This window comes from Fluviicola sp., assembly GCF_039596355.1.
Lineage (GTDB): Bacteria > Bacteroidota > Bacteroidia > Flavobacteriales_D > Crocinitomicaceae > Fluviicola.
In genome coordinates this window covers 345,403-371,750 of the sequence record NZ_JBCNJW010000001.1, presented here as the reverse complement: position 1 = coordinate 371,750, position 26,348 = coordinate 345,403, and the positions used below count along the sequence as shown (strand labels likewise).

Here is a 26,348-nt window from a genome sequence, read left to right as displayed (position 1 = left end):
AATTACGGAATTAATATCACAATATTATTTTCAATTTTACAACGGAGAATATTACCTCCAGCGTTTACGATTTGAATTTCATTTAAGGCTCTCAAATTATTTCCGACAGTGTTTGTAAGATTATTATTCAAGTAATTTTGAAGATTCGCAAGTAAATTTGTATTGCTCATTGAATAAGCAGGGTTCGCAGAATTTAAAACTTTGACCTTTGCAATTTTTGAGTAATTGTTTATCGATTGAGCTTGACTCAATTGTTCTGCTGCACTCTTTAAATTATCGTTAAGCTTTGCTAAATCAGCAGAAGTAAATGCTTTGTATTCAAATGCTTTTAAGTTAGTGACATCTATGATATCAAGACCTCCAGATTCAAGCCGAACAATGGATCCGGCGTCAATTTTTGCAATTGCTTCTTCTAATTGTGCTACATATCCTGGGTTATCGAACCGCTTAGTCAACTGGGAATTAAAAAATATCAAAATAGAACCTGGATCCTCCAATTTATTTGTTGTAGATAATTTATCAAGCATCGTTACTAAATCCTTACGTACACCAAAAGTATTATACCAGTTATCTAACTCGGTCCTTTGAACTGCAGCAAATGTATTCTTAATTAACAAATCAAGCCCATCATTAAGTTCTGTTGTTTTGTTTGTAAAATTATTTGCAATATCTATTGCTTTCTTATCTCCAATTTTACCAATATTTCTGACTTGTTCATATGTCAACCCCTTCTTTTGTAAAGAAGTCATTTTGGTCAATGCATCCAAGTCTTTTCTAAGTATACTACTCTCAGCTAGTGCCTCCCAGGACTTTACTGATGTTGTTCCATTCTCAAACTTACTAAGTAAAACAGCATCCGTCCCAAAATCATCCAAAAAGTCTGAAACTTTCGAGACACTTAGATTTGCTTCCTTTATTTGTGCATATAAAGCAGCGTTGGTACTTTCCAATTCCTGCAAACGGGTAACCTTGGCTGGATCCAATCCGTCATCCAACAGTTGTTTTCTATAAGCACATGTGTTGTGAACTAAATAAGCTCCATTTCCAATTAAATACGTATGCGTATTTTCTACTTCAAAATTGTAAACAACACAATTGGAATCAATTGTATGAGCTGCTGTAACAGGGATTTGACCATTGACTGTTTGCAGAAGAGCTCCGGATACAAGAGCCCCTGCATTGATCCAGCCCTTTGCAGTATAAAAAGGGTGTTCCGGAGTAGCCCAAATCGTATCTTTCGTTGTTACGATTCTCGTTAGCTGTGTTGTCGTTCTTTTAAACAACTGAACAACTTTATTGTTCGTAAATGTTTGATTTGACTCCTGGAATGATGCGACAACATCTCCAACCTGGATATTCTGTATATCAATAACTCTTCCATCCCCCAGGATTACTTTTGTTCCGGCAGGAAAGCAATTACCCGTAGTAGTACAAATCAGTTCATTATTTTTTCTGTAAATAGTCAAATCCGATAACTGATCGCCAGACAGCGTCGTTCCGTTCTTCAATTTATAAGAACTTGCAGGTAAAATATCCACACATTCGCTTCCTCTGATTTCAGACCAGGTTGTAGCCACTTTATTCTGGTAAATAACGAGATCTCCCTGAGTCGTAATTTCTGCCACTAAATCTGCACTTTGGGTTGAATTTGCTTTTTTATACAACTTCCCTACTGTAGTCTGTGTTTTCCCCCAATAAGAAGACAATTTATTACTCAATGCACTATAGAAAGAATGGTTTGCATAAGGTCCCAGATTATCCAGGCTGTTGATTACTTTTCGGATACGGCTTTTGATCGCTGGATTAGAAATAGCTGCACTCTCTTCCACAACCAGGGCACGTTTTGCGAATTCTTTAGACTTGTTGTCTGCCAATGCCGCCATCAATTCAGGATCATTATCTTCAAACTTTTTCAATAAATTATCCAATTTACTTTCCTGGGAAACAGATGACATATTGCTCGCTTTTACAGAAATCAGTGCTTTCTGAGAATTGGTCGAAAAATCCTGAAACTTCTCAAACTTCGCTGCTACATTGGGAGTATTTGCAAAATCTGCAAATCCAAGCACCGCAGAAAAGATCCCCAGGGTTTGAGCTAATTGAGGATTATCGTCTTCAAAATAAGCGGATGTTAAACTCGCAACAGTGCTTAATTTATCCGCATAGGTCAATAATTTGATCGGTCCGGCTCCGGGAATAATGAATGTAGCAACATCGACCACAGTTTGTATGATCGCAACGGTTGTTCTGGATTCGGCCGCCTGTTCAATGAAATATAATGCAACTGCAGGCATGAGAACTCCTTTTGTCTCGGAATAAGCGTCCATCAAATTTCCCTTGTCATCGATAAAAACAGGCTCCATCGGATCCAAATACCGAATTTCCGCAGTTCCTACATTTGAAAAACACATTTCAGAGTAGTTCTTGAACTTAATTTGATCATTGGGAGTAAATTCAACCTCTGTCATCTTATCCGGATTCGGTACCAGGAAATCACTTACCGGATTGGGACCTGCGCTCGTCAGCCCCAAATCTGAACAAACAGTGTACCAGATACCTTTTCCGAGACGCTTCACGAAACCGGCATAATTATATACACAAATACGTTTTTTTAATGTCTCCAAATCACTCTGAGTACATTGATTTGTCTCATACCTGTTTTTTAGTTGATTTCCCTGGTATTTGCTATATGCTTTTGTAACCCATTTAACCATCTCCGAGAAGTAATCGTCTCCCCAAAAACATGTTTCATCATCAATGGCATCCGCCATGGTTTGAATAAGAAGTTCATCATCATACTTAACCGTACATAAGTTATTCAACAAGTCTGCCTGTTGAATTTCAGGAGTATTATCCAAAATATGAATAACTATTTTTTCCAACCCATTGGTAACTAACCACATATTTTCCATCCCCGGATAAATCAGGTGTCTGATCAACCTGGTCCTGGTTGTATTACATAATCCTTCCAACTCCGCCACCGACATCGATGAAATCGCATTATAGATTTGTGTGGTGTTTAACGCTGCTCCGTTATGATATATCGAAGCTGTTTTTGACCCCGTGCAATCCTCGCTTTTAATGGTGTTGATGTACTCCTGACTCAGCAATTTATTTGCACGAACCAACCGTTTAAAATACTTGTAAAATTTCCCCAGGTAAAATTTTTCTTTTGGGTTTTGAGTGAAATCTCCCCACCCCATTTCAGTATATATGTAATCAAAATATCCGGCAACAAGGCCGTCTGTTGTCAGGAAATAGCTTTCTACAGGATTATTGGTTAAAGTATCTGATTCGATCCAATTGAGTGCTATGCTTCCCATATTAGTCACCAGAGTTGTATAAGTTGCTACTTCGGTCCATCCGTCCCACTGAAGAAGCCCTCTCTTAGTCATTCGGGGATATAAAAGCGGATATTTTGATTTTAGCTGGCTGATTTTTGATATAAACCAATAAAAATCATTGATCTTACTGTAATCTGATGTACTGAGATAATCAAAGACTGATGCCCCGTATGTATTCATTCCATACTTGGATTCATCCAAATAATATGTCTCGGTTCCAATCCGTTCAATGTGATTGGAATAAGCTGTTAGTTTGAGATTCATAAAATGGCTTCCCTCTGCTGAAAGTGTCAAATCACTTCCCAAAACTTCCACCACTTTGGTACTTCCCCTACCCGAATAAGCAGATGCATTCCCCCAATATTTGATTTTATACGGTATGCGCTCTACTCCAAACGGCAGCAACATCACTGCAAACTCATTGTCTTTTAAAGGCAGATAGTCTTCGAACATTTCCGAATTACAAACATATCCCTTGAACACTTGGTTTTCGATTTTCGCTTTATACGTTTTCTCCCCGCTTCCGTTATCATAAACGAAATTAGATAGGAAACCATCCGCAAGAGTTTCCAGATTGTAATCGTTTTTTAGTCCGGCTGTGAACCTTGCCTTTTTGATCTTGTTCACATCCAATTTGATGATGCGCTTATCCGGACACACAAAACTTACACATCGTTTCCCGTCTGCATCGGTAAATTTCCAGTTATGTGGAATAGGCATCTCATCCGGGTCTTTTAAAGCAATTTGACCTGAAGGAGGACATACCGGATATCTGATAACCAATTGTGAATTTTCCGGGTAATAATAGCCGGGAACATTTTCACAGTCGACAAAAACCGGAAGAATATCATTCGGAGAATATTTTGCAATCAATTTAATCTCCTTCTTGGTATCCGAATGGGTATAGATATTGTAAGTACGGTCACTACAGCTTTCACAAAAGAACACTGACGAAGGCCCGTTATAATACGCGACTTTTTCTTTTGAGGTAGTATAACTGGATCCTGTGGGCTTCATTTGTAAACCGTTAGATTCAAATCGGATTATTACCTCTCCATAAAATACGGCTGTTTTATCACTAACTTCACTCGCCTTAAATTTGACGTATTGATCCTCTGAAATTTTAAGGATAATATCCTGATCAAGTCCTCCAAGATAAATGGAAGTCATTGCACTGGATGCCGGACTCAAGGAGGTACTTGTAGTTGTATCATCTATCGCGCTGTAGATCATATTGGCACTCAATGCTTCCTCATCATCCCCGCTAAACCAACTCACAAATGCAGGATCTGCGATAAATTGCCATTGATGAGCATATAAATCGCGTAATTTGATTGTTTCGCCATCTTTATAATCCATCACATTTCTGGTGCCATACATCCCATTCGCACCCAGCTCCTCATCTGCGAAAATGTGGCGCAGGTGGAAGATTCCGTGACCTAACTCGTGAGCAGATGTCTCACCCAGATTCGAAGCGCCGGAGAAAATGAACCCGATATTACGCGCACGCGGCATGTAGCCGAGTTGTTCTGAAGTAGACAAACCATAAACAAGGTAATACTCATCTTTATCGTAGTCTGCGATGTCCTGAACGCCATTTACCCAATCGCGCAGGTCCGGAGGATAATTCGACAACAAACCGCTGCTTCCGATTTCGATAGTAGTTTTCCAATCACTTTCCGGGATGAGGGATTTCTCGGCAATTTCAAAAGTAATCCCAACCGGATCGTAGATTTTCTTCAGTTCGGCTTCGATCTGGGCTTTGCTTCCTGCCAGGTTGAAGCCATTAGCCGCCACCAAATTCACTTTGATGGTCTGCTTTTCCATCACCTGAACCATGAAGAAACCAACCGTGTAGGTCATGCTATCTACCGGACTTTTGTAGGTGACCACCACTTCCACCGGGTTTCCTACGGGAAGGTCTTTCGGAATCTTAAAGCGGATCGAATCATTGGTGCTTCCAGCAAGAACCGGAAGTACGGAATTATTGTAGAGCACCTTGATCATCAGGTTTTCCTTCTTGAACAAGGATTCATGCCTGTTGAGCGCCAGCACCATCGGTTCATCCGCATCGGCTCCGCTGACAAGTACTTTCGCCGGGGCGTACCAATCCTGCTGGGTAAAAACGTCGTAGGCTTTGGCGTAGAAGGATTCCAGCTGGGTAAATTGCTTGACATCCACGTCGAATTTCGATCCCGTAGTATTGTAAAGACCAATTGACAACGGTTTCGTATTGATCTCAGTCGTCTGGTTATCGGCCTGATCGCCACATTCAAACGTATTGTTCTGCAAACACACGGAAATGTAATTCAATGCCTTATCAATCGCCGTTTCGAACAATATGTGGCTGTTGAGGTTGAAGTTTGCCCCTGCAAAAGGAGCATTCAAACGTTTGGTGATACTATCCACATCGGCATTCCGGAATTTACACTTCAATTCGTCTGAAGGAACAAACGAAAAAGGAGCCGTGCCGTTATGCATGTCAAAATAGAAGCGCACCGAACCCTTATCGTCTCCTTCGATCAGGAAGCGGATAATCTTCTGCATGGCTTTTTCAAAACCGGTAATCGTATTGGCTTCGGAACCGTTCAAATCCGGAAGTACCAGCGCCCTAACCTTGGTGCTTTCACGGAAATTCTGTGTTCGCAGGAAAACCGTCGGGTTGAAATAAACCTTCTTGACAAATTCCAGGAAATAATTATTCTGAGCAGTGGTGGTATCCTGCGCCTCACTCTGAAATGCTGTAAATGCCATCAGAATGATGAATATCAGAAACTTTTTCATGTTCGGTTAATTAATAGTAATTCGTGTTAATAGAATACTCCAGTTTGGTACTTACAATCCATTTTCGCGCCTGCTCCAAAGCAGCGGCATAATCTCCGGCGATTTCTCCCGAACGATCTGTCTGAACGGGAAACCCGACGATTTTCCCCGACAATTGCTCCATAATCCGGTAGGCGCATAAAATCAGCTGCTGTGAATCGTTGTTTGCCGACAGGCAATTCGGGGTGTCGTTTAGAATCTCCTGAACCAGCAAGTCGAAGATTTTCTTGTTCCGGGTGTAAATCAAATCCGGCACAATGTTCATCACGACCTCGTCATTCAACTTCTTTTCCTTAATCTGAGCACACAGTTCCTGTACCGCATCGCCATCATTCAAACGAGCCAGTGCAAGCTGTCTGTAATACTTGTCCTGCTTGCTCAGAGAGGTATAGCGTCCCAGTCCGTTCAGGTAGGAAATATCGCCCGATTCTCCCACGTAGCCCAAAAGCAGCATTGCTTCCTGGCGGCCGGATGGATAGTGAGCAGCGATCAGCCGGATGTCTTCTTTGATTCCGTCGGTGAAGCAGGTTTTCTCAAAAATGGTCATCGCCCGGAGTGCGGATTTACTGAGCTGCGCGTCTTGTTTCAATGCACAATCCAGCAGCGACCTTACCAATGAAGTTCGCGCCTGTTTGTCCGTAACCCGCTTCTCGATTTTCTTCACCAGGAATACGGCATATTCAAACGTGGTGTTATTGGTGTCTTTCACATAAGCAGCCACCTCTTTCACCACATCTGCCGATGGGTTGTGCTGCATCAGGGAGCTAAAGGCCTTTTGATCCTTTCCTTTTCCTCCGATATATGCTTTCACCCACTGACTCACATTTCCCTGGGCATAAAGCTCCTGTGAAAATCCAGCAGTCAGCAGCATGCATGCGATCAATCCGTTACGAATTATCCGATCTGTTCCCCAAGTCATAATTCACATTTAAATTAATTCCACAACTGATTCCCAATACTGTGACCGAACCGCTCAATCCACCGCTCAGGTTTCCTTCCGGCACGGATTTGTAATGCACATACCCCGCAATGGAAATTCCTGCAATCGTAAAGTGTCCATCCTTGACGGCTGTTTTCCAATCAATTCCAATGGAAGCTCCGGCGGCGAGATATACATAGGCTTCGTTGAGTCGGAAATCCGGTTCAAACTGCAAGTCTACGTATGAATTGAATTTGAAATAGAATCCTGCCGTACCGCGCACTTCAACCACTCCAAAATCAACCCATGGAGATTTTGCCTGGATATCGATATTGATGTCCAACCCGGCTTTGAACCCGGTATTTTGTGCTTCAACGAATGCTGAAACGGACAACCAGTCTTTACACAACAGTTTCGCATAAATCGGTTCTGCCTGCGTACCGGCACTCACATACCACGTATGGTTCAATCCGTCGAAATGGAATTTGATTTTACCTCCTGCACACAAGAGCGGCGAAGTGTTGAACGTAACAACAATTTCTCCTTTGAAGGTCTTGAGCGCACTGTAATACCCCATGATCCCCGTTGCCGTAGCGATCGGCGGGAAGCTTCCGGAGTTTCCTCCTTTGTTCCCGACCTTGGCTTGCGTATACATTTCCATCGCCCAGGCTCCGTCGTTGATAATCACTTCAAGCTGCATGTCGAGTTTGACGATTTTTCCGGTCATCGGAATATCTGAGAACTGGAACTTCACGCCTAACCCGAGTTTGTTGCGCCTGCACGGAACCGGCGTGGCCGTCGGGGAATCTTTCTGCATGTGGTGGTAAGCAAATCCACCGATTCCATTCAATGCTAAAGGGATCGGCGTCAACGGTACGTTCAATCCGCCCACATCCAGGCTGGCAAACCAGTAGCTGAACAAGGTGGTATCTGCAAGGTCTGCCGCCAATGCTGCCTGCTGAGCAGCAACAGCCGCCGCGTCATTCGGATCAACCGGGGAAACGTAATTTGCAGAAACCGGAGCCGAATACCCGGTTTTCCCGGTAATAAACAAGGCTGAAATAAACACGGATTTTAATTTTTCCGGCTTCAGTAGTTTGACTTCCACCATGGCACGCCAGTGGTCGCCGTAAATCGGATCATCTTTCGTGTGATTCAACTGTCCTTTGATCTCACAGGCACTGGTTTTAATCGTAATATTGGTCGGGTCAAACTTGACGATTCCTTTGATATCGCCGTTCTTGATTTTCTCTCCGAGGTTGGAGAAATCAAACTTCACATTGTTCAGCAACGAAGAGAATGCTTCGCCGCCCAATCCGTTCAATGCATCTCCTAATGCGGAGTTGACCAAAGAACCGAGTCCCTGACCGGCAACGTCATTCAAGATCTTCTGCAAGACTGCATCCCAGTCAATTCCCGTCACAGCATCTTCCACCAGGCTTTGTGCCGTGTTGACAATGTTTTTCATGCTGATGCTTTTCACACCCTGCACAATCGTGTCCCCGATATTTTTAAAGAGGTCACCGGCATCGTTTACAATGTTATCCATCCGGATGTCTGCATGGACACCGTTGGTGATGAATTCCATCCCGACATACTTGATTTCCTTCGAAATAAAGTCCGTTACCTGTTTGGCAATCCCGATCTCGATAAAGTCGGTGATTTTCTTCGTCACGTTATTCTCGATCGAATTGTGAACCGATTGCGTGATCTCGGTACTGATAGCCGTTTTTGCCGAAGTGATGATGTTTTTCACCACATTCAGCGCCGCCGGGTCTTCAATGTATGCCGCGGCCTGCTCTTCAATCTTGGTAAAGACTTTCTTGATGATCGTGTCGATCTTGTTATTGATCGGATCAGTAACATTATCATTAACCAGGTTCCGGAATTTCCCGGTGGCGTACTGCGTTGCATTTACAATCGGCTGGTTGACGCGTTTGATCAAACCATCGAGGGCATCTTCCAGGATATCTTTTAAAAATTCCTTCGGATCCTTGTTTACAGCTCCTTTTACCAGGTCTGAATTCAAGGCCTGTTTTGCAACCGTGATGTAATCCTGTGCTTTACCGACTTTCGTCGAATCCATAAACTGTACGAAGAACTCTGCAATGTCTACGATGCGCTGCAATTGCGCGTAGGTTCCTTCAGAGATCAGTACATTCGAACTTCCACCCGGATTCAGGGTATCGGAATAATTGATCCCAAGGCTGTCACTTAAATAGTTCAAATCGCCGTTCAGGTTGGCAGCATTTGCCGCAGTAGCAGGAGAAACTCCCGAATTACCGTCCGGGTTGAATCCGCTTAGAATACTGTTCGGGTCACTCGCATTCCCCACAAACGTTCCGGAAAGCAGCGGATTCAGGTACACACTGTATGCATTCACCACCGGAGCTCCGTCATCACCTGAAATGTTTTCCGCCATGTTCATTTTGGCAGAAACTCCGAAGGCATACGCATTGAGGTTTCGTCCGCATCCCACGTAATCGATCACCAGGTTGTAATCGCCGCTTTTGGCAATGGCCTGGTCATTCAGGGAAGCTGCTCCGTTCGGAATATCAAACCCGATGTTTCCATTTCCCCAGGCATTGAAGCCCTGTAAGTTGTTCAATGTTGTCTGGAAATGAGGCCAAACGGCATCCAAATCCATGTCGATGCGGTTCTTATCGCGGAATACAGCACGTGTAATCGTCATATTCACCCGTTCTTCGTCGCCACCTCCGGCATTGAATGTAAATGCCAGGTTCACCAAAGATTCATCAATGTTACCGATCGTAAATCCAGCGGAAGTCAGCGGGATGGTGTATGGGAACAAACGCGTCGTGTCAATCACCGGAATCTGGATATTCCCGACCAGTTTCCCCGAATTGAAGAAGTTTTCCCGGATATCAATCGTCAGGTTCGTTGATGAAGACGGAAAGGTATTGAATTTCAAGACTGAAGATGAAGAAAAAGGAACTTGTCCTACCAGCTGCAACCCGTTATCATCTACATACACCGAATTGGAGTCGGTAGTGGTATTGAAGAAGGACACATTCAATTGTTCGTCCGCCAGCAATTGATTGGTAGCTTCCCCGTTCGGAGGAATCACCAGGTCTGCGGCATAAAAATACACCCCTTTCCACAAACTGTCTGCCGCCAAATCTCCCGGTGATTTCAATTCCGTGAGGTCGATCATGTAATGCTTTGCACGCAGTCCGAAATCCGCATGTTCAAGAAAATCGATCTGCTCGGCCAGGAAGGAGTTGTTGTTTTCCTCCATGTAATTCACCTGCTGCTGGCTTCGATACGGAATGAGTACCGACGAACCGTTTGTTTCTTTCACCTTGGAAGGCAGTTCGACAAATCCGTCCAGGAACAATTCATACTTACTTTGGAGGATATGGATTTTCGACGGCTGATCGACCAAAAAGCGGAATCCGAAAGGCTCCAGAAGCGGGAAATTGTAATTATTATCCAGTTCGATCAGGTTCTCATACGACAAGATAAATGAGTAATTGGTGAGTGCCAAACGGGTATACCGGGAATAAATCAGCGGAACGACATGATTATCCGTAATTAGCGGCAATTGCAGGGAACACTTCCCTCCCAGCCTAAGTTCTTCCGCATCAATGAAAATACTGTCCGGTTGAAAACGCATCACGCCATTGGCAGTAAGCGTCTTCGGATTCAGGTTATAGCCGGAAAGAATAATGTCGTCTTTGATTTGTCCGGCAACCATCACCCACAGGTTATTTCCGGCAGATTCCAGCTGAATGTTGTGAAATTCAAACTCCGGCGATTCATTGAGTCCGTTCAGAAGCGTTTTCCCCGTTCCGGAAATGATATGCGTAACAGAGTCATATGCTGTAATCCGGGTCACACTCACCAGGAAGTTCGCGGCATAGAAACGGTCGATATGAGGCGGCCCGACAAACGTATAGATGTTACTTTTGGCAATCGTCTGCATGCCTGATTTTCCCTCAACGGTCCAGGCATAAGTCTTCATCTTCTCCAGGCTGTTCAGCGCAGCGTGGGGCAAAGTATAATAAATGTTTGATTCCGTGGTCGGGTTAATCGTGTAGGTATTCACCAGCGGATTGTTTGCCACTGCATCCACAGGAGACTGCCCGTTGTTCAGTTTCACCAGTTTGTAGTTATACGACACCAGCTGACCGGAAAGTGCATTGTTCGGTCGTTTCCATCCGAATAACCCGATGTCGCTCAGGTTAAACTGGTAGGAACTATCCGGTTTGGTGAGTTCAATTTTACCACCTTCCGGGTAACCGAAATAAAACCAGCAGGGAGCAGAATACCCGTTATTCTTGATCTGAGACTTCGGAGTGTTTTCAATGGCCTGTACGGTGTACACGTATTTCTTCCCGACTTCCAGCGCCGGGTTGGTGATCCCGTAATTGTACACATATCCGTGAATCAGTTCCGATTCCCACACCTGCAATGCCTGGTTGTTGATGATCGCAGTCTGGGGATTTGCCGTCTGAGGCGTTACTTCGTATAGTTTGATCTGGTAATTGACATTACTCATATCTACCTGCGAGTTGGAGTTGGTGAGCATCCAGTTGAACAGGAAATTGGTCGGAGTAACTTGTTCAATCACGCTTCCGCACTGCGGATTGATAATCGTAGGCGGATCACTCAATGCCAACTGAACCGGAACACAGGTTTCATGCGAAAGCGGTACATTTTGCTGGTAATCCATGATGGTGAAACACACCATGTAGGCTCCTTCCGGCAAACGCCCGTTGATCTCCAGCTGCTGGCGTGAAATCCCGGAGAAAACCAGGTTATTGAAATCAAAAACACTCGAAATATCCGCTCCGAACAAGGTAGAAGGAATTCCGGCGGTCAGCGTAATCGGAACGGCAGGCCTGGAATTCGGCATACTCGCAATCGTTAACCCCGGACCTGTAATCTTCATTTTCAGGTACACATCCCGCTGGGCAACTGACATATCGTTGAGTTGCAGCAGTACGCTTAATTTGGGATTCATCGCCGAGTAGAAATCCTCAAAATAAATGGAACACGGGCCCAAAATGGACGGACTCACCACGGTCGGATAGACCTGGGAAACCGCCGCATGCTGCAACCCGAAAAGTACCGCAAAAACCAGGATAAAACGTTTGAACATCATCGGATTATTGGTGATTTCTGATTAGTAATAGATCTCCTTTATACACTTTGTCCGAGCCGGAGAAAGTAATGATATAGTAATACGTTCCGTCGGTGATGATCTCACCGGTTTTGTTTCTTCCGTCCCAGGTATTGGCATAGGAATCCGTACTCCAGATCTCATGGCCCAATTCATTGAATACGGACACGTGGTTGGACGGATACGTCTCGATATTCTCCACAATCCAGGTATCGTTTTTCCCGTTTCCGTCCGGAGTCAGGAAATTAAACGGTTTCACTTTATAGCTGTCGTCCACGTAAACGGTCACTGTATCAGTATTCATACAGCCGTTGACATCGAATACGGTCATCACATACGTTGTCGTTTCATCCGGTGAAGCGGGCGTGGAAGCCGTTGTCGGAGTAAGCAACCCGTTTGACGGCGCCCAGGTATAATTCACTCCCCCGCTTCCGGTGAGCACAGCCTGGTATCCTTTGTCGATTTGAGCATCCGGGCCTGCATTGGCAGCAGGAAGGTTGTACACCACCACCGGGCGGCTGATGGAATCCATACAACCAAAATCGGAAGTGATGACCAGTTTTGCCACGTAAACTCCCGCACTTCCAAAAGTGTATTGCGGAGCAAATGAGGTACTGGTATTCCCGTCTCCGAAATGCCACAGGGAAGAGAATGAACCGTTATCGAGAATCGTCGTATTATCAAAAGTGGTGGCGCTGCCCAAACAACTGTTGTATGCTGTAAAATTGGCAATCGGGGCATCGTAAACGGCAATGGTTTGAACCACCGTATCACTACACCCGTTGGAAGATTGAACCACCAGGCTCACGTTGTAGGAACCGCTGTTCAGGTATGCTTTCTGCGGATTGTAAATCGTGGAATTAGAGTTGTCGCCGAAATCCCACAACACGCCCGAAATGATTCCGTAAGAAACCGAACTGCTGTTATGGAAATCAACTGCTACACCGTAACACACATTGGCTGCGGTAAACGAAGCCTGCGGCTTATCAAAAATGGTTAATGCGGAAAGCATCGTGTCGGTACATCCAAAATTGGAAGTCACAATCAGGCTGATCGGGTAAACTCCTTCTGCGTTGTAGGCATTCACAGGACTCCAGGTCGTTGTTGTAACGCCGTTCCCCAAATCCCAGGCAGCTGAAACCGTTCCGGCAGCGACCGATGAATAGTTGGTGAAAACCAGAGAATCCAGCATACAACCGTTCTGTACGTTGAAAAGCGCGTTCGGAACGGCATACACCTGCACATTCTTCACGATGCTCTGTGTACATCCGGAATCAGACAAAACGGTTAATTGCACCTGGAAATCTCCGTAATTATTGAATACGTGTCCCGGAGCGTTTACCGTGTCGGAGAAACCGTCACCAAAACTCCAGCTGGTTGCATACGCACTCACTCCGCTCACAGACGGCGTGAAGAAGGTAGAATCTCCCAAACACGCGCTGTTATTGGTAAAGTTAATCTGTGGCTGGTTGAATACGTTCAACGGCAATACCAGTGTATCGGCACATTGGAAACTGTTGGAAACAATCAACGAAACGTTGTAGTTCCCGGAAGCCGCAAAAGTATGCGACGGATTCACAGCAGCAGCAGTTTGCCCGTCACCAAAATTCCAGTGATAGAACGGCTGTGCATTTCCACCGTAAGACGTGTTCGAGAACGTGATCGGAATCCCCAAACAAGCATTTTGAAATTCGAATCCTGCAATCGGTTTATCGCGGATAACCAGCACTTTCGAAATGGAGTCCGCGCAACCTGCAGAGTTCGTAACAACCAATTTTACCGGGTTTGTTCCGCTCACAAACTGAGAGAATGTTGGATTTGCCAGGTTGGAAGTTCCCAGGTTATTGAAATTCCATGCATAGCTGACAATCGAACCTTGCGTATTCTGACTCAGGTTTGCAAACACCACCAGGTCTTCCAGACAGATGGTGTCTTCTGTGCTGAAGTTAGCCGTTGGACGCGCATACACGGTGATTCCGTGAGCAATCGAATTGGAACATCCTGCCGTGTTTACTGCATTCAGTGTTACGGTGTAATTTCCGGCAGCGGCAAAGGTATGATTGGAATTTGTGACGGTATTCCCGGTTCCGTCTCCGTAATCCCAGGTATAGGTATTGGTCCCGGGAGTTGTATTGGTAAACGAAACCAGTGTTCCCGAACAGGCATTCGCAAATGAAAAATCCGGAACGGGCAAAGGAGAAACTGTGACTTGTTTCACCACGCTGTATACCGCCGGACATACGCCGTTTTTCACCGAAGTGCGGTACCAGGTATCGGAAGCCGGCGTGTTATCCAGGTAAGAAACCGTTTGGTTTCCGATAGCATTCCAGCCCGACCCGCTGGTAGTACTTTTTTCCCAGTTCAGAATAGCTCCCGTATAGTTTACATTCGTCAGCAACACAGAATCCCCGATACAAATCAGTTGATCTCCGGCAAGAGTTCCACCGTTTGAAACTTCGGAAACAGCCACTTTGTAAACGGATGAAGTACTTTCCGGACAGGTTCCGTTTTGAACCACCACGCGGTAGTAAGACGTATTCTGAAGGTTGGATGTTGAATAAGTGGTGGCATTCGTTCCCGTAACAGACCACGGTCCATTCGGGTTCACGGAAGCCTGCCAGCCGAATTGCGTTCCCGTGGAAGCATTCAGGTTGAGCGCAACGGTATTGGCCGCTTTACACACACTGTCTGTTCCGGAAATCGTTCCGCTCACGGATGGCTGGTATGCCGTGATCGAAAATGAAGGCGAATTCACTGTTGGGCAAACCCCGCTTTTGAGTACGGCTCTGTACAGTGTATTTTGAGTAAATGACCGGGAAAGTACCGTACTGTCCGTGCTTTGCGTCACTGCCGACCAGGTAGAGCCTCCGTTCGTGCTTTGATCCCAGTTCAGGACTTTTCCCCTGCTCCCGGAAAGTGCATACACGTAATTGGAACTTTGACATACTTCTGCCGCACCGCTGATCGTTCCTCCCAGAGAAGTTTGGTACACATTGACACGGATCACGGAAGAAGTTGCCGGAAGATTGGACGGAACCTGGACGATCGCGCGGAATGAAATGGACTGCGACAAATTCGTGAAGTTGTATACCGCAGAAGTATGAGCAATCGGCGTCCACGGATCTCCCCCGCTGTAGCTGTATTCCCAGCGGATGATATTTCCGGTATACCCGGTCAATTGAATGCTTCCCGAGTTGGATGTAACACATTTAGCCGTGTCGGGACTTTGCAATGTTCCCCCAACCGAAGCCTGAGCAGTTGCACCGCCAATCGAACCGACCAGCAGCACTATTCCGAAAACGATTTTCAACATGCTCTTCATTATTTCTTCATTTTTAAAATCCACACTTCTCCGTTGATCATGTTAGCAAGCTGAACCCGCTTTTCCTTTCTGAAAGCCAGCAAATCTTTCGTTGCCTTCTTCAGTTCTTTGTATTCCTCGTTCAAAGTGACCATATACATCGTCCGGTCAGAGAGAATGATGGAAATCAGGCGGGAATCGATTCCTGCATCCCGTTTGAGCAGTTTCTTCAGTTCCTGCGCTTTGTTCATATTCCGGAATGCTCCCAACACAATGTGGTAGGAAGCATTTGCATCCTCCAGCATGTTGTTCAGGTTCACATCATTCGGAACGTTGATTACCTCGTAGGAAGCCACTTTGATGGTACTGAGCGAATCCTGGTTTTTCACCTCGCGGATCAGTTTTTCCAGTTCGCCTTTGTCGATTTGTTCTTTCTTAATGGATTCAATCTCGTTATTCTGATCAATCAGGTGGCGCTGCAGCGAATCCAGTTTGCGGTTCAGTTCCCGGATGCGGATTTCGTTCTGATCAATCTGCTCCTGTAGTTTTTCGTCCGAACGGCGCGAAGGTGTTCCCGACACGCCCTGTTCCCGCGATTTCAGGTTAAAACGGATGCCGACTTCGTGTGTATTCGATAAAATCGCTGCGTATCTCGACACATTCTGCTGGTAGACATAGGAAATTTTGATCTGCGACCACAACACCACTCCTGCATGCAGGTACAGGTTCGACGTTTGCCGGTGACCGATTCCGAAATCAATCCGGTTGTCGAAATCAAAGGTGTGACAGTGATCAATAAATGCAGGAAGTCCCTGGGTTGAAATCAGGATCAGGGATGGCGTATACTTCCATCTGTCGGACAATTTGAATGGTCTTCTGACGTAAAAACTGTAATACGGAACCTTCGAAAAATACATCGAAGCAGTGGTAACCGGGTTCGTGAATTTCAGGTTGCGCCCAAAAAACAACGTCGCTGCCAATCCGATATCAAACTTCGCAACATGGTAATGAGCTCCAACCGTTGCCCGTGCCACCGTTGAAGACTGCCCGTTTTGCAAATCCCCAATCTCAGAAGGATCGTAAGCCTGCACGCGCGAAAAGTCGATGGAACTGCGCTCTGCTCCGAGCTGTAACCCCAGGTTCAGGTAATGTTCATCCGAAAATTTCAAGCGGTGGCGGTAACCTCCCCCGATGTGAAAACGGTTCAGCATCCCCACCTGGTTCTGCTCCACCATCAACCCCAATCCGATTTTGTTTTGCATAAATGCTCCCTCCATCAACAAGGACAGTTGTTCCGGAGCGTTTGAAAATCCGGACCATTGTTTCCGGTAATCGGCAAAAACCGTATTCCCGGAAATACCCAGCCCTGCAGGATTCAAAAAGGCCGGCTGCTGATGAATGAGGTTGATGGTATTTACCTGCTGTGACTTTCCATAAAAAGCAACCAACAAGCAAATACCGATTACGTTAATCCGTTTGAACATATTTCAATTAATAATTCGTTTTCAATACTTTAAACATGCGTGAAATCTTTCCTTTCAGACTTTCCGCCGTTACGTGCACATAATACATTCCCTGGGCAAACTCCGTCAGGTCGTAATCCACATAATAGGAATTTACTTCGTTCAGGAAATCTGCTTTCAACTGCTGTCCGAGCGGGTTGACCAATACCACTTTCAAATCGGCTTTGTTGTTCAGACCGATTTCCACATGCAGGAGTCCCGATGAAGGATTCGGATAGACATTCACCTGGTCAAAATCCAGAGACGCCCCCGGATTCGGGTTCAGATCGTGCGGCATGAAGTCTTTCTGATTCACCATTTTCTGGTAGGTGCTGATGCAAATTCCGTTCGATACCGTCAAGCTCGTGTAGAAGGTGTCTACGAACGAATACTCGTGTACCGGGTATGGAATCGTATCAAACGTTCCGTCGCCGAAATCCCAGTGGTAGCTCAGCGGAGTCGGTTCGGACAAATCGATGAATTTCAGGGCATTGTTTTTCGTTGTATCGTTGTCTACCATGTACATCGCCTGGATCTGGCTCGGAGAGGTTTCCAGTTTAAAGGTGTCAGCTACGTGACAACCGGCAACTGCCGCCTGCAAATAATACGATCCGGTTTCATACACGGTCAGGTTCTGCTGTTGGGAAATCAATCCGAAACTGGATGTCCAGTTATTCTGACCGAACAAACTACCGTTGAGCGTAACAGGAGTTGTTCCGCAGATATAGTAAACCGAAGCGTGCTGTGGTACATAAGGCGCAGGAAGCAGCGTTACGGAAATCGCGTCGCTGGCTGAACAGCCCTGTGTATTCACGGTCACTACATACGTATCACTGCTGGTCGGAACATACGATGAAGTGGTACTCACCACCGCGTTCGATGAAGAAGTCCACGAATAGGAAGCTCCTGCAATCTGCGGTGCATTCAATTGCAAAGGTGTATTGGAACACACGGTTGCGTCAGGGCCCAAATTCACTACAGGAGTCGGGTTGATCTGCACCACGGTGGTATCGTAAGATGTACAACCGTTTGAAGGGTTGGTCACGATAACGCTATACGTTCCGGATGTTGAAATCGTGCGGATCTGGTTCGTATTTCCATCGTTCCACAGATACTGGTATCCCGGATTCGAAGCTCCGACCAATGTGGTATTGTCACACCCCGTTACGTTATTCGGCAGAGAAGTCACCGGTGAACTATTGAACTGTACCGAAACGGTATCTTTCCCGGAACAACCATCCGCAGTTGTCACACTCACGATGTAGTAACCGCTCGTGCTTACCTGGATAGAAGGCGTTTGCGAACCGGTATTCCAGGAATAACTTGCAAAAGTTCCCGGAGTCAAAGTCACCGACTGGCTGGTTGAACACAACAATTGATCCGGCCCCAGGTTCGGAGCAGCAGCAGCAAATACGTTCTGAATCTCCACTGTATCAGCGCCCACACAACCATTCTGATCCGTTACCTGAACCCAATAAGTTCCGGCAGCGGAAGCCGTGAAGGTCTGAGCAGTTGATCCATCCTGCCAGAGATACGTTGATCCCGGGTAATGCGCATCAAACAAAACGGTACCACAAATGGAAGTATCTGCTCCCAAATCCGGGGAAACAATGCTGTTCAGCGTCACGTTTGCGGCAGCTGAAGAAGAACAGCCGTTTGCATTGGTCACGGACACCGAGTACGTTCCGGACTGAAGCACCTGGATTGACTGTGTGGTTTGATTGCCCGGCGACCACAGGTAAGTACTTCCCGGGTTTTGTGCATTCAATACGTATTGTGAACCACAGGTGGAAATGGTTCCGAAGCTGACACTTGGCAAGGCATTGACTACCACCGTGTGAACTGTTGTATCGGAACAGCCGTTCAAATCCGTCACGATTTGCTGAACCGGGTAATTTCCGGAGGTTCCGTATGTATGAACCGGGTTCATTAAAGCCGACTGTGTCAAATCTCCGAAATTCCAGGAATAACTCAATCCCGTTCCGGATGCATTCGAATAGAACTGCGTTCCGTTTCCGAGACAAGCCGTCGTATTGTTGAAAGAAGCATTCGGAGCAGTGTAAATCGTTACCGGAACTTCCTGGTGACTTGAACAGCCGTTTGAATTGGAAACATCGAGGGAAATCGTATAGGTTCCGGAAATTCCGTAAGCATGTTGCGGAGTGATTTGCGAGCTGGTATACCCGTCTCCGAAATTCCAGGAGTATGTGAGGTTGTTGTCGATCACATCCGGCATCGGAGCATTGAGTACAAACACACAGGAATTCCCGGCAGTGAATGAAACCGGAGGAAGACCGTAAATCGTTACGGAGGTCGTCGCAGTATCAGCACAATTGGCATCCGTTGATACAATCAATTTAACAGAATATGTTCCCGGGTTCGCATACGTTTTCACCGGAGTTGCCGCCGTTGAAGTGGTTCCGTCACCGAAAGTCCAGAAATAGGTTGCCCCGGAGTTCTGAATCAAAGACGTATTGGAAATGGTTACCGTTTGCCCGGCACACGCATTCGAAATCGTAAACGATGCAGTATCCGGTGCAAAGACCGTAAATGCCTGCTGAAGCGTATCCGAACATCCGCCACCTGCAGCAACAACCAAATCCAGCGTGTGGTTTCCAACTGCAGGAGGAGTTAAATTGAACGTCGAAGTGGTATTTGGAAGCAATGCATTATCCAGGAACCAGTTGTAAGAAGTTACTGCATACGAAGAAGGAATCGTGATTCCCGTCGAAGCACTTCCATCCGCCTGGAAAACATCGTAGAAACAATTTTCCGTTAAGGTAAAGGAAGCTGTCGGAAGGTTAAACACATCGACCTGGTGAGACGTGTCTGCTGTACAGCCGTAGTTGGATTCCAGGTGAAGACTCACCACATACGTTCCCGGAGTTGCATAGTGAATTCCGATCGTACTGTCGGCAGAAACCTGGAAGGTATTGTTTCCGAATGCCCAGGAAGAAGTGAACGTTCCCGGATTAATCGTCGAACCATTGTGTACATACACCGAATCCCCGAAACAGGCATCGTCCCACGTAAAATGCGCGACAGGAGCAGAAGCCGTACTGTCAATGAACAAGGTGTCCGTTAACGCACAACCACGTGAATCGATCAAACGCACAATCAGTTGCTGCTGAACCGATGCCGGATGAACATAGCGGCTGCTTGCCTGCGATCCGTCTGCCCAGAAACAATAAACCGGGTACGGATGACCTGCTCCCGGAACCTGCACCAGGGCGCTGTCTCCCGCACAAATGTGCAGCATCGTGTCAGGAAGTGCCGAAACCGGAATTTGGTTACACAAGGTATCCGCAAAGGTTACGCGGTAAAATGCCGGTGAAACATTGACCTGCGGCAAAGCAAAATGAGCACCGTTCGTGAGCGAAGCGCTATCCTGTGCCGGGAATTGCTGTGCGGGAATTCTCCGGAAATCCATGTCCTGGAACTGCGGGGAAACAAACACTCCCAAACGATTGGCATCAACACCCATCGCGGCATAGTTCACATCTCCGAGGTATTTCAATGAAATCGTATCGTGATTGATGATATTCAGCATGGAGTTGACAAAAGCCACGTCGAAGAAGCGGTCAATACTTCCGTTTCCTGCATACAGCATTTTTTTATGTCCGCGGTACAGGTTCAGCGTATCACTCTGGTGTCCGTAAAAGAAGAATCCCGTATTGGCAACCGACAATTCATGCCCTGCGGCGATGGGAAAAGTGGTGTGCAGCATTCCTTCCCCGGTAAACCGGTGCTGGGCGGATTCCCCGATCAGCCACGGATTGGAATCAACGGAATTGGTTCCCGTGTGGTAGACCAGCTCAACCAGTACATTCGTATCGATAATGACATTTCCGCTCTGAAAACGGATCGTGTCGTGCAGTTCAAATCCGGATTCGGCCAATACATTCCCGGCAGATTTGTTGATAATCACCTGGGAAAGTTTCGGAGGAATCGTCCCCAGAATCCGGGAGTCGGTATTCCCGATAAAGTGAATTTGCGCCGGTTTGATTCCCGGCACGCTGTCTTGTCGCTCAAAATAAAGCGTATCGGTAGTCACCAGGTTTCCCGTAAGGTATACCTGGCCGTTAAACATCTTATTGAGTGGATTCGGGAAGGCCTTGAGCATTTGCAAGTCTCCGTCGATGCTGATAAACGTATTATGCATGACCCTGATTCCGCCAAGTGAGTCGTTGACAAACAACCCGTTTTGAGCGATGGAAAATCCCCCACCCAGCAGAAACAACATCCATAGAAGTAGTTGTTTGTTCATGTTAAGGCAGTTTGATGATGTAGGCTAACACATAATATGGTGGTCTGTTCTCGTGCACCTGCGAAGCGTCCTGTGTCGCACTGTTTTGAATCGAAATCCCGGTTGAAGCCGAGTAAGTACTTGTACCAGCGTTATTTCCCTGCAAAGCACCATCTCCATTGTCATTTCCGTTGGCATAACCATCACCACTCTGGATATATCCGTACATCGTGTGGTAGTGTCCCGGATCATTGATATTGTGATTATGAGCAGGAAGACCACTTTCGGCACTTGTCAGTTGATGTCCGGTTTCTCCCCCGGTATTCCCGATCTGACCGTAGTTGATGGTTGTTCCATCAGCCGGAGCCGTTGCAGGTGTCGCCGCCGCTCCAGGGTTATAGCCAACAACAAAACGCCCGCTCAAATCAGGAGCCTTGATTAAATCAGGAATAAAAAATGGTGGAAGTGAAACAAATTCGGAACCTCCCGGGCCGTAATAATGACCATTGCACAATCCCCACCCGGCAGGGAGCGTTGTTCCGCTCCAAAGCATAATTGCTCCGGTAGGCACAAGTGCATTATTGGAGAACCCGTTTACCGCAAGAAGACCGGTATTGACAGTATTCGAGTTAATGTTTGTTGCAGAAACCGTCCCTGCATTCAGTTTCAAATCACCGCTGATATTCGGAACGCCGGAATTAGCTGAGCCTACCGGTTCAACAGCGGCCAGACCGACCCATCGGGTTCCTACATAGTAATAAAACATCATACTATCCGTATCAAATACCAACAGAGATTGCGCAGGATTGCTCATTCCGGTTCTCTGGACACTCGTCATTCTCGGAAATAAGACTCCGCGCTGACTAGCTCCTCCCGATGGAGATTGAATATCCAAAGCAGCGGTACTATCAGGTGTTTGGGTGTTGATTCCTACCTGCGCCTGCAAACCGGTTACTGTGAACAAGGCAAACAAAGCGAAAACGATTGATCTTTTCATAGCGATTGTTTTATTTTTTCTTTTTCTTTTCTGGTACTGAAAACGAGACGATCCCGCTTCTGACTACTTTTCCTTCCTGGTTGTACATACGCACCTGGTATTCCATTAAATCTCCAGGCTGTACAGACTCATCCCGGTAGGAAGTCATCTCACTCCGGGAGGTCAGCATTTTAAATTCGGTTCCGGCAGTTCGCTTGAAAAGCACATAACTCACCGTTTCTTCTACCGGACTCGATTTCCAGGAAACTTTCACCGATCCGGTAACTTTATCGTATTTCACTTTGGAAATCTCCACTTTGCGCTTCACATCAGCCGTTTCGCTTTTGATGCGGATTGTGATCCGGTTGGATTCTTTCGAACAGTTCGACCGGATATCCAGCGCAGTCATAAAATAGTCATACGATTTCCCCGGCTCTGCCGTGCGGTCGTAGTAACTTGAAATGTCTTTCGGAACGAGGTCTTTGTTCAGGCGCACACGGTTCGTATCGGTCTCTGAAATGCGGAACAACTGATAACCCGCCAAATCCAGTTCGGTGTTTTTCACCCATTCGATCACCACTTTATCATCTTCCCGGTACACCTGTTTCAGGAATGGTTGTTTCGGCGGACGAATATCAATCATCACATTGGTTGCCGGCTCCGACAATTTACTTTCGTTTAAGCTGGTATCGAGCGCAATGACCGCATAGGTAAACGCATTCAGGGCATTTGCCGGCAGCGAATCGTAAAACACATTCGTTTTCAATACGTTTGCCGATAGCAGCGATAAGTTGTTTTGATCGTTTTTGATCGATCGGTAAATTTTATACCCCAATATATCGGATTCCGGGTTGTTGTCCCAGGTGATGATCAACCGGGCCGTATCGCTGATCACTTTCACATTCAATGGAATAGACGGAGGTTCGTTGTCTATGACTTCAATAACCAATTCGGCAGAGAAACCTTCGTTTTCATCATCATCCACTGCCGCCACTTTGAAGAAATACACCCCAAATTCCGGAACCGATGCACGGAAAGATGAATCTGCAAACGGTAGTAACTCTTTGTTTGAAATTTCAAATTGAGCTGAGTCCCTGTTTTTTGCCTTCCCCTGGTAGACCCGGTAACCGGCAAAATCGCTTTCCTGCGTTTCTTTAAACCAGTTCAGCTGCACTTGTTTTCCGTAGACCGTTTTATGAAGATTTTCCGGTGCTCCCGGCAATGTTTCGTCTTTGATGCGCACTTTTAACGGTGCGGAAGCTTTTAATCGTTCGCCAAAGAAACCAACTCCCACAAAGGTGTAGTAATAGGTTTTCTTCTCTGCCAGTTTTTCTTCGCTGAAAAAGAATTCGGGGTAAGTGGTTTTTCCGTTCGGATCCTGAACCTTCGAAATCAAAATCGGGTCTTTGGTCATCAACTTCCCGATACTGTCCGGCTGTTCCGACCGGTACACTTCTACTCCGTAATACCGATCCGGTTCCGGCTTCCAGCGGAAATCAACGGCTCTTTTTCGGGTTTTGAACTGCAAACTGTCTACCGGAGCACTAAGCGTTGGTGCTCCCATCACCTGCACAACCGATTCCGCCAGCGGATTCGAAGCGGTTTGCCCTGCTTTCACAACGCGGTAGCGGTATGCATTTCCGGCCGTTACCTGTGTATCTTCGTAATAATTTCCTAAAAAACGGCAAAAAGGAACGCTGTTAAATGATTTCAGGGTCACGATCAGCAAGCCCAGTCCGTCGAGCTTTTTGGAGCTTTTAAACAAATCCTGCAAATCTTTCAGCTCCGGATCGGCTTTGACTTCTTCCGCTGTGGGTTTCTGTTGACCAAATACAAACTGCACCGGACCGACCTTCTCCCATTCTCCGTTATTGACAGAGCGGAACAACACAGTCGGTTCGCGAAAGATCAGCTCTTTCGAGTACCATTTCACTTCAATCGAATGACTGTTTTGCTTCATCACCAATCGGTTCTCCTGTGCAGACAGGGAACATGAAACCAATAGAAACAGTATTCCAAGCAGTCTATTCATCCGTTTTTTTCGCTTTAATGAGTTCTTTTATTTTGCGGTAGCTGGTGTTGAATGTGTAGCTATAAGCAATGGTGAGCCTGTTTTCGATAAAATCCTGTGCTCCGGCAACCACAGCCACCCGGTTGATAAAGGCATAATTGACTTTCAGGGCTTGTGATTTGGTGAGTGTGTAATTCAGGAACGAAGTCACCGCATAGTTCCGGTTCGAAAGCACTTTATTCATTTTGGAACTCTGGTATGAACCGTTCACTCCGGCTTTCAGTTTGTTTTTGAAGAAAGAGGTATTCAATCCCAAAGTAGGTCCGAAATTTTCCGTCCGGGAAGACAGCGCATCACTCACCGTATAGGCTCCCGCAACCGTGAAACCGATGTTGTATTTCGACACATTCATGTTGTAGGAAGGATTGAGCATGAAAACCGAAGTTGCAGCCTGCTTGTTTCCTCCCGATTCCTGGTACGTCGTATTCAGGTTGAAGACGTGGCGGATATTTTTCCCCAGGTTGTAGCTGATATTCATCGTTCCGGTTTCATTGACCTGCGACAAGCGGATCGAATCGTAGAATACGTCTTTGATCGCTACCACATCCGTTGAAAAACTATTGTATGAAAGGGACAGGTTCATGTTTTTCACCAAACTCATGTTCACGGATCCGTTCAATGCCAGGCGGCGCTGCGTGGCAATCTGGTTCCGGTCAAGGTTGTTTCTGGTGGTTCCCACTCCCAGGTTGATGTTCACCCGGTTTTTGAAGAATCCCTTCCCCAGCGTACCTGAAAATTCCTGCACGTCATTGGTGATGAAAACGGAACCCAACGAAGCATAATCAGGATCTACGCGTTTGAATTTCGCCCCGATCCGGTAACCTTTGATCTCGTAATCGACCTGGAAATTGTAGCTTGCATTGAAGCGGGAATTGGCGCGTGGCGAAAAAACTTTGTTGATATACGTAAAGCGCTCAATTTTGGAAACGGGCAGATAGGTATTCGGCGTGAACATGCTGTAGTGGTATGATCCCTGAAACGACAGTTTCTCACCGATGGATTTCATGAATTTCAATCCCACGATCTGGTTGTCTGCCGGAAGTACATTCGTAGACGTATCAAAAGGAATGGATTCTTTTTTATCCGTCGCTTTAAAGTAAATGAACTCGATGAAGTTCTTGTCTTTTCCCACTTTGAGTTTTGCCGCTCCGCCCCATCGTTCGTAGGAAGGCAGGGAAACGGAAACACCGTCAATTCCACCCGTCGGAATAGCTCTCAGAAAACGGCCGAATGCCACACTCCCCGATACAATTCCTTTCGTTGGTGCTATTTCCACACCGCCCCCCAGGAACATGGCTCCGCTCAGGGAGTATTCGCTGAATTCCATCGTGCGGTAGCCGGCATGCACCGTGAGCCATTTGTAGTGTGGACTGATTCCAAACTGGTTGAAAGGCTGGTTAAAGCGATCCAATCCGTTTGAGAACTGTTTATCTTGTTGCGTTAATGTAAAAGAAAGCGGGCACGAAATTTTTCCATAAAGGCTCAGGTTCATATTCCCGTTCAACGACCAGTAGAACGGATCACGGTTCATCTGCATCCCCTTCGCATCGTAAAATACCATCGATGCATTCAAACCTCCGCTGATCAGCAATGGATCCTGCTTCAACAGATTTTTGGCATCCGAAGCCAGCTTCTCCACATCCTGAGCAAACAGTACATGAGAGAATAAGGTGAAAATAAACAGGATTCTTGTGGCCAAGGGTTGTTCCGATTTAAAATAGTTATAGTCTGATGAAGCAAAGAAAGTGAAAATTTGTTAAAATGCCCGTTTTTATTTTTAAATAAATTCATCTTTCAGAATTCCTTAACACAGATATTCCTACACCCCTTGAAAATACACGACAAATCAATTATTGACCTGTTTTTAATCACTAACTGATGTCTTTTTACGCATAAGAAGATACAACCAATCATTCTTTTTCGTATCTTAGAGTTGCGAAACATCACTATCGCTGAATTTCATGTCCGGATGAATCATTTTTGAAATCACCACCGTCAAAAACACAACTCCATCCAAAAT

Annotated in this window: 10 protein-coding genes; 1 reads left to right on the top strand and 9 read right to left on the bottom strand. The window is 46.0% G+C overall.

The features are described 5' to 3' along the window. Window positions 1-2: 2 nt before the first annotated feature. Window positions 3-5,636 carry a Hint domain-containing protein gene (locus ABDV94_RS01435; RefSeq protein ID WP_343604129.1) on the bottom strand — a complete coding sequence of 1,878 codons (5,634 nt, stop codon included), beginning with the start codon at window positions 5,634-5,636 and terminating at the stop codon, window positions 3-5. A gap of 253 nt (window positions 5,637-5,889) precedes the next feature. Between ABDV94_RS01435 and ABDV94_RS01430 the strand changes: the two genes are divergently transcribed. Then, entirely contained in the window at window positions 5,890-6,015 is a 126-nt protein-coding gene (locus tag ABDV94_RS01430; RefSeq protein WP_343604127.1) for a hypothetical protein, read from the top strand. 123 nt (window positions 6,016-6,138) lie between these two features. On the opposite strand, the gene ABDV94_RS01425 is transcribed toward ABDV94_RS01430, so the two are convergent. The 8 genes from ABDV94_RS01425 to ABDV94_RS01390 are packed head-to-tail and all read right to left on the bottom strand — an operon-like array spanning window position 6,139 to window position 26,027. Beyond that, on the bottom strand, window positions 6,139-7,086 hold the full coding sequence (locus ABDV94_RS01425) for a hypothetical protein (protein WP_343604125.1): 948 nt from the start codon (window positions 7,084-7,086) through the stop codon (window positions 6,139-6,141). Then, complete coding sequence (locus tag ABDV94_RS01420; RefSeq protein WP_343604123.1) at window positions 7,055-12,211, bottom strand: hypothetical protein; 5,157 nt, start codon at window positions 12,209-12,211, stop codon at window positions 7,055-7,057. The genes ABDV94_RS01425 and ABDV94_RS01420 overlap by 32 nt, the downstream gene beginning before the upstream one ends. A gap of 7 nt (window positions 12,212-12,218) precedes the next feature. Beyond that, window positions 12,219-15,545: a PKD domain-containing protein gene (locus ABDV94_RS01415; protein WP_343604121.1), complete on the bottom strand. Its 3,327-nt coding sequence runs from the start codon at window positions 15,543-15,545 to the stop codon at window positions 12,219-12,221. An 8-nt stretch (window positions 15,546-15,553) separates the two neighbouring features. Beyond that, entirely contained in the window at window positions 15,554-17,017 is a 1,464-nt protein-coding gene (locus tag ABDV94_RS01410; protein WP_343604120.1) for a PorP/SprF family type IX secretion system membrane protein, read from the bottom strand. Window positions 17,018-17,024: 7 nt separating this feature from the next. After that, entirely contained in the window at window positions 17,025-21,302 is a 4,278-nt protein-coding gene (locus ABDV94_RS01405; RefSeq protein ID WP_343604119.1) for a PKD domain-containing protein, read from the bottom strand. 1 nt (window position 21,303) lies between these two features. Further along, window positions 21,304-22,278 (bottom strand): hypothetical protein, encoded by a 975-nt coding sequence (locus tag ABDV94_RS01400; protein WP_343604118.1) that lies wholly within the window; start codon window positions 22,276-22,278, stop codon window positions 21,304-21,306. 10 nt (window positions 22,279-22,288) lie between these two features. Next, window positions 22,289-24,289, bottom strand: coding sequence for a hypothetical protein (locus ABDV94_RS01395; protein ID WP_343604117.1), 2,001 nt, complete (start codon window positions 24,287-24,289; stop codon window positions 22,289-22,291). Further along, complete coding sequence (locus tag ABDV94_RS01390) at window positions 24,282-26,027, bottom strand: hypothetical protein (protein ID WP_343604116.1); 1,746 nt, start codon at window positions 26,025-26,027, stop codon at window positions 24,282-24,284. Before ABDV94_RS01390 ends, ABDV94_RS01395 begins: the two co-directional genes overlap by 8 nt. Window positions 26,028-26,348: the final 321 nt, after the last annotated feature.

What these genes read in the sequence shown, in the direction of transcription:
- ABDV94_RS01405 (WP_343604119.1), bottom strand. Translation starts at nt 21,302, where the DNA reads ATGAACAAACAACTACTTCTATGGATGTTGTTTCTGCTGGGTGGGGGA.
- ABDV94_RS01400 (WP_343604118.1), bottom strand. Translation starts at nt 22,278, where the DNA reads ATGAAAAGATCAATCGTTTTCGCTTTGTTTGCCTTGTTCACAGTAACC.
- ABDV94_RS01425 (WP_343604125.1), bottom strand. Translation starts at nt 7,086, where the DNA reads ATGACTTGGGGAACAGATCGGATAATTCGTAACGGATTGATCGCATGC.
- ABDV94_RS01395 (WP_343604117.1), bottom strand. Translation starts at nt 24,289, where the DNA reads ATGAATAGACTGCTTGGAATACTGTTTCTATTGGTTTCATGTTCCCTG.
- ABDV94_RS01415 (WP_343604121.1), bottom strand. Translation starts at nt 15,545, where the DNA reads ATGTTGAAAATCGTTTTCGGAATAGTGCTGCTGGTCGGTTCGATTGGC.
- ABDV94_RS01430 (WP_343604127.1), top strand. Translation starts at nt 5,890, where the DNA reads ATGGCTTTTTCAAAACCGGTAATCGTATTGGCTTCGGAACCGTTCAAA.
- ABDV94_RS01410 (WP_343604120.1), bottom strand. Translation starts at nt 17,017, where the DNA reads ATGTTCAAACGGATTAACGTAATCGGTATTTGCTTGTTGGTTGCTTTT.
- ABDV94_RS01420 (WP_343604123.1), bottom strand. Translation starts at nt 12,211, where the DNA reads ATGTTCAAACGTTTTATCCTGGTTTTTGCGGTACTTTTCGGGTTGCAG.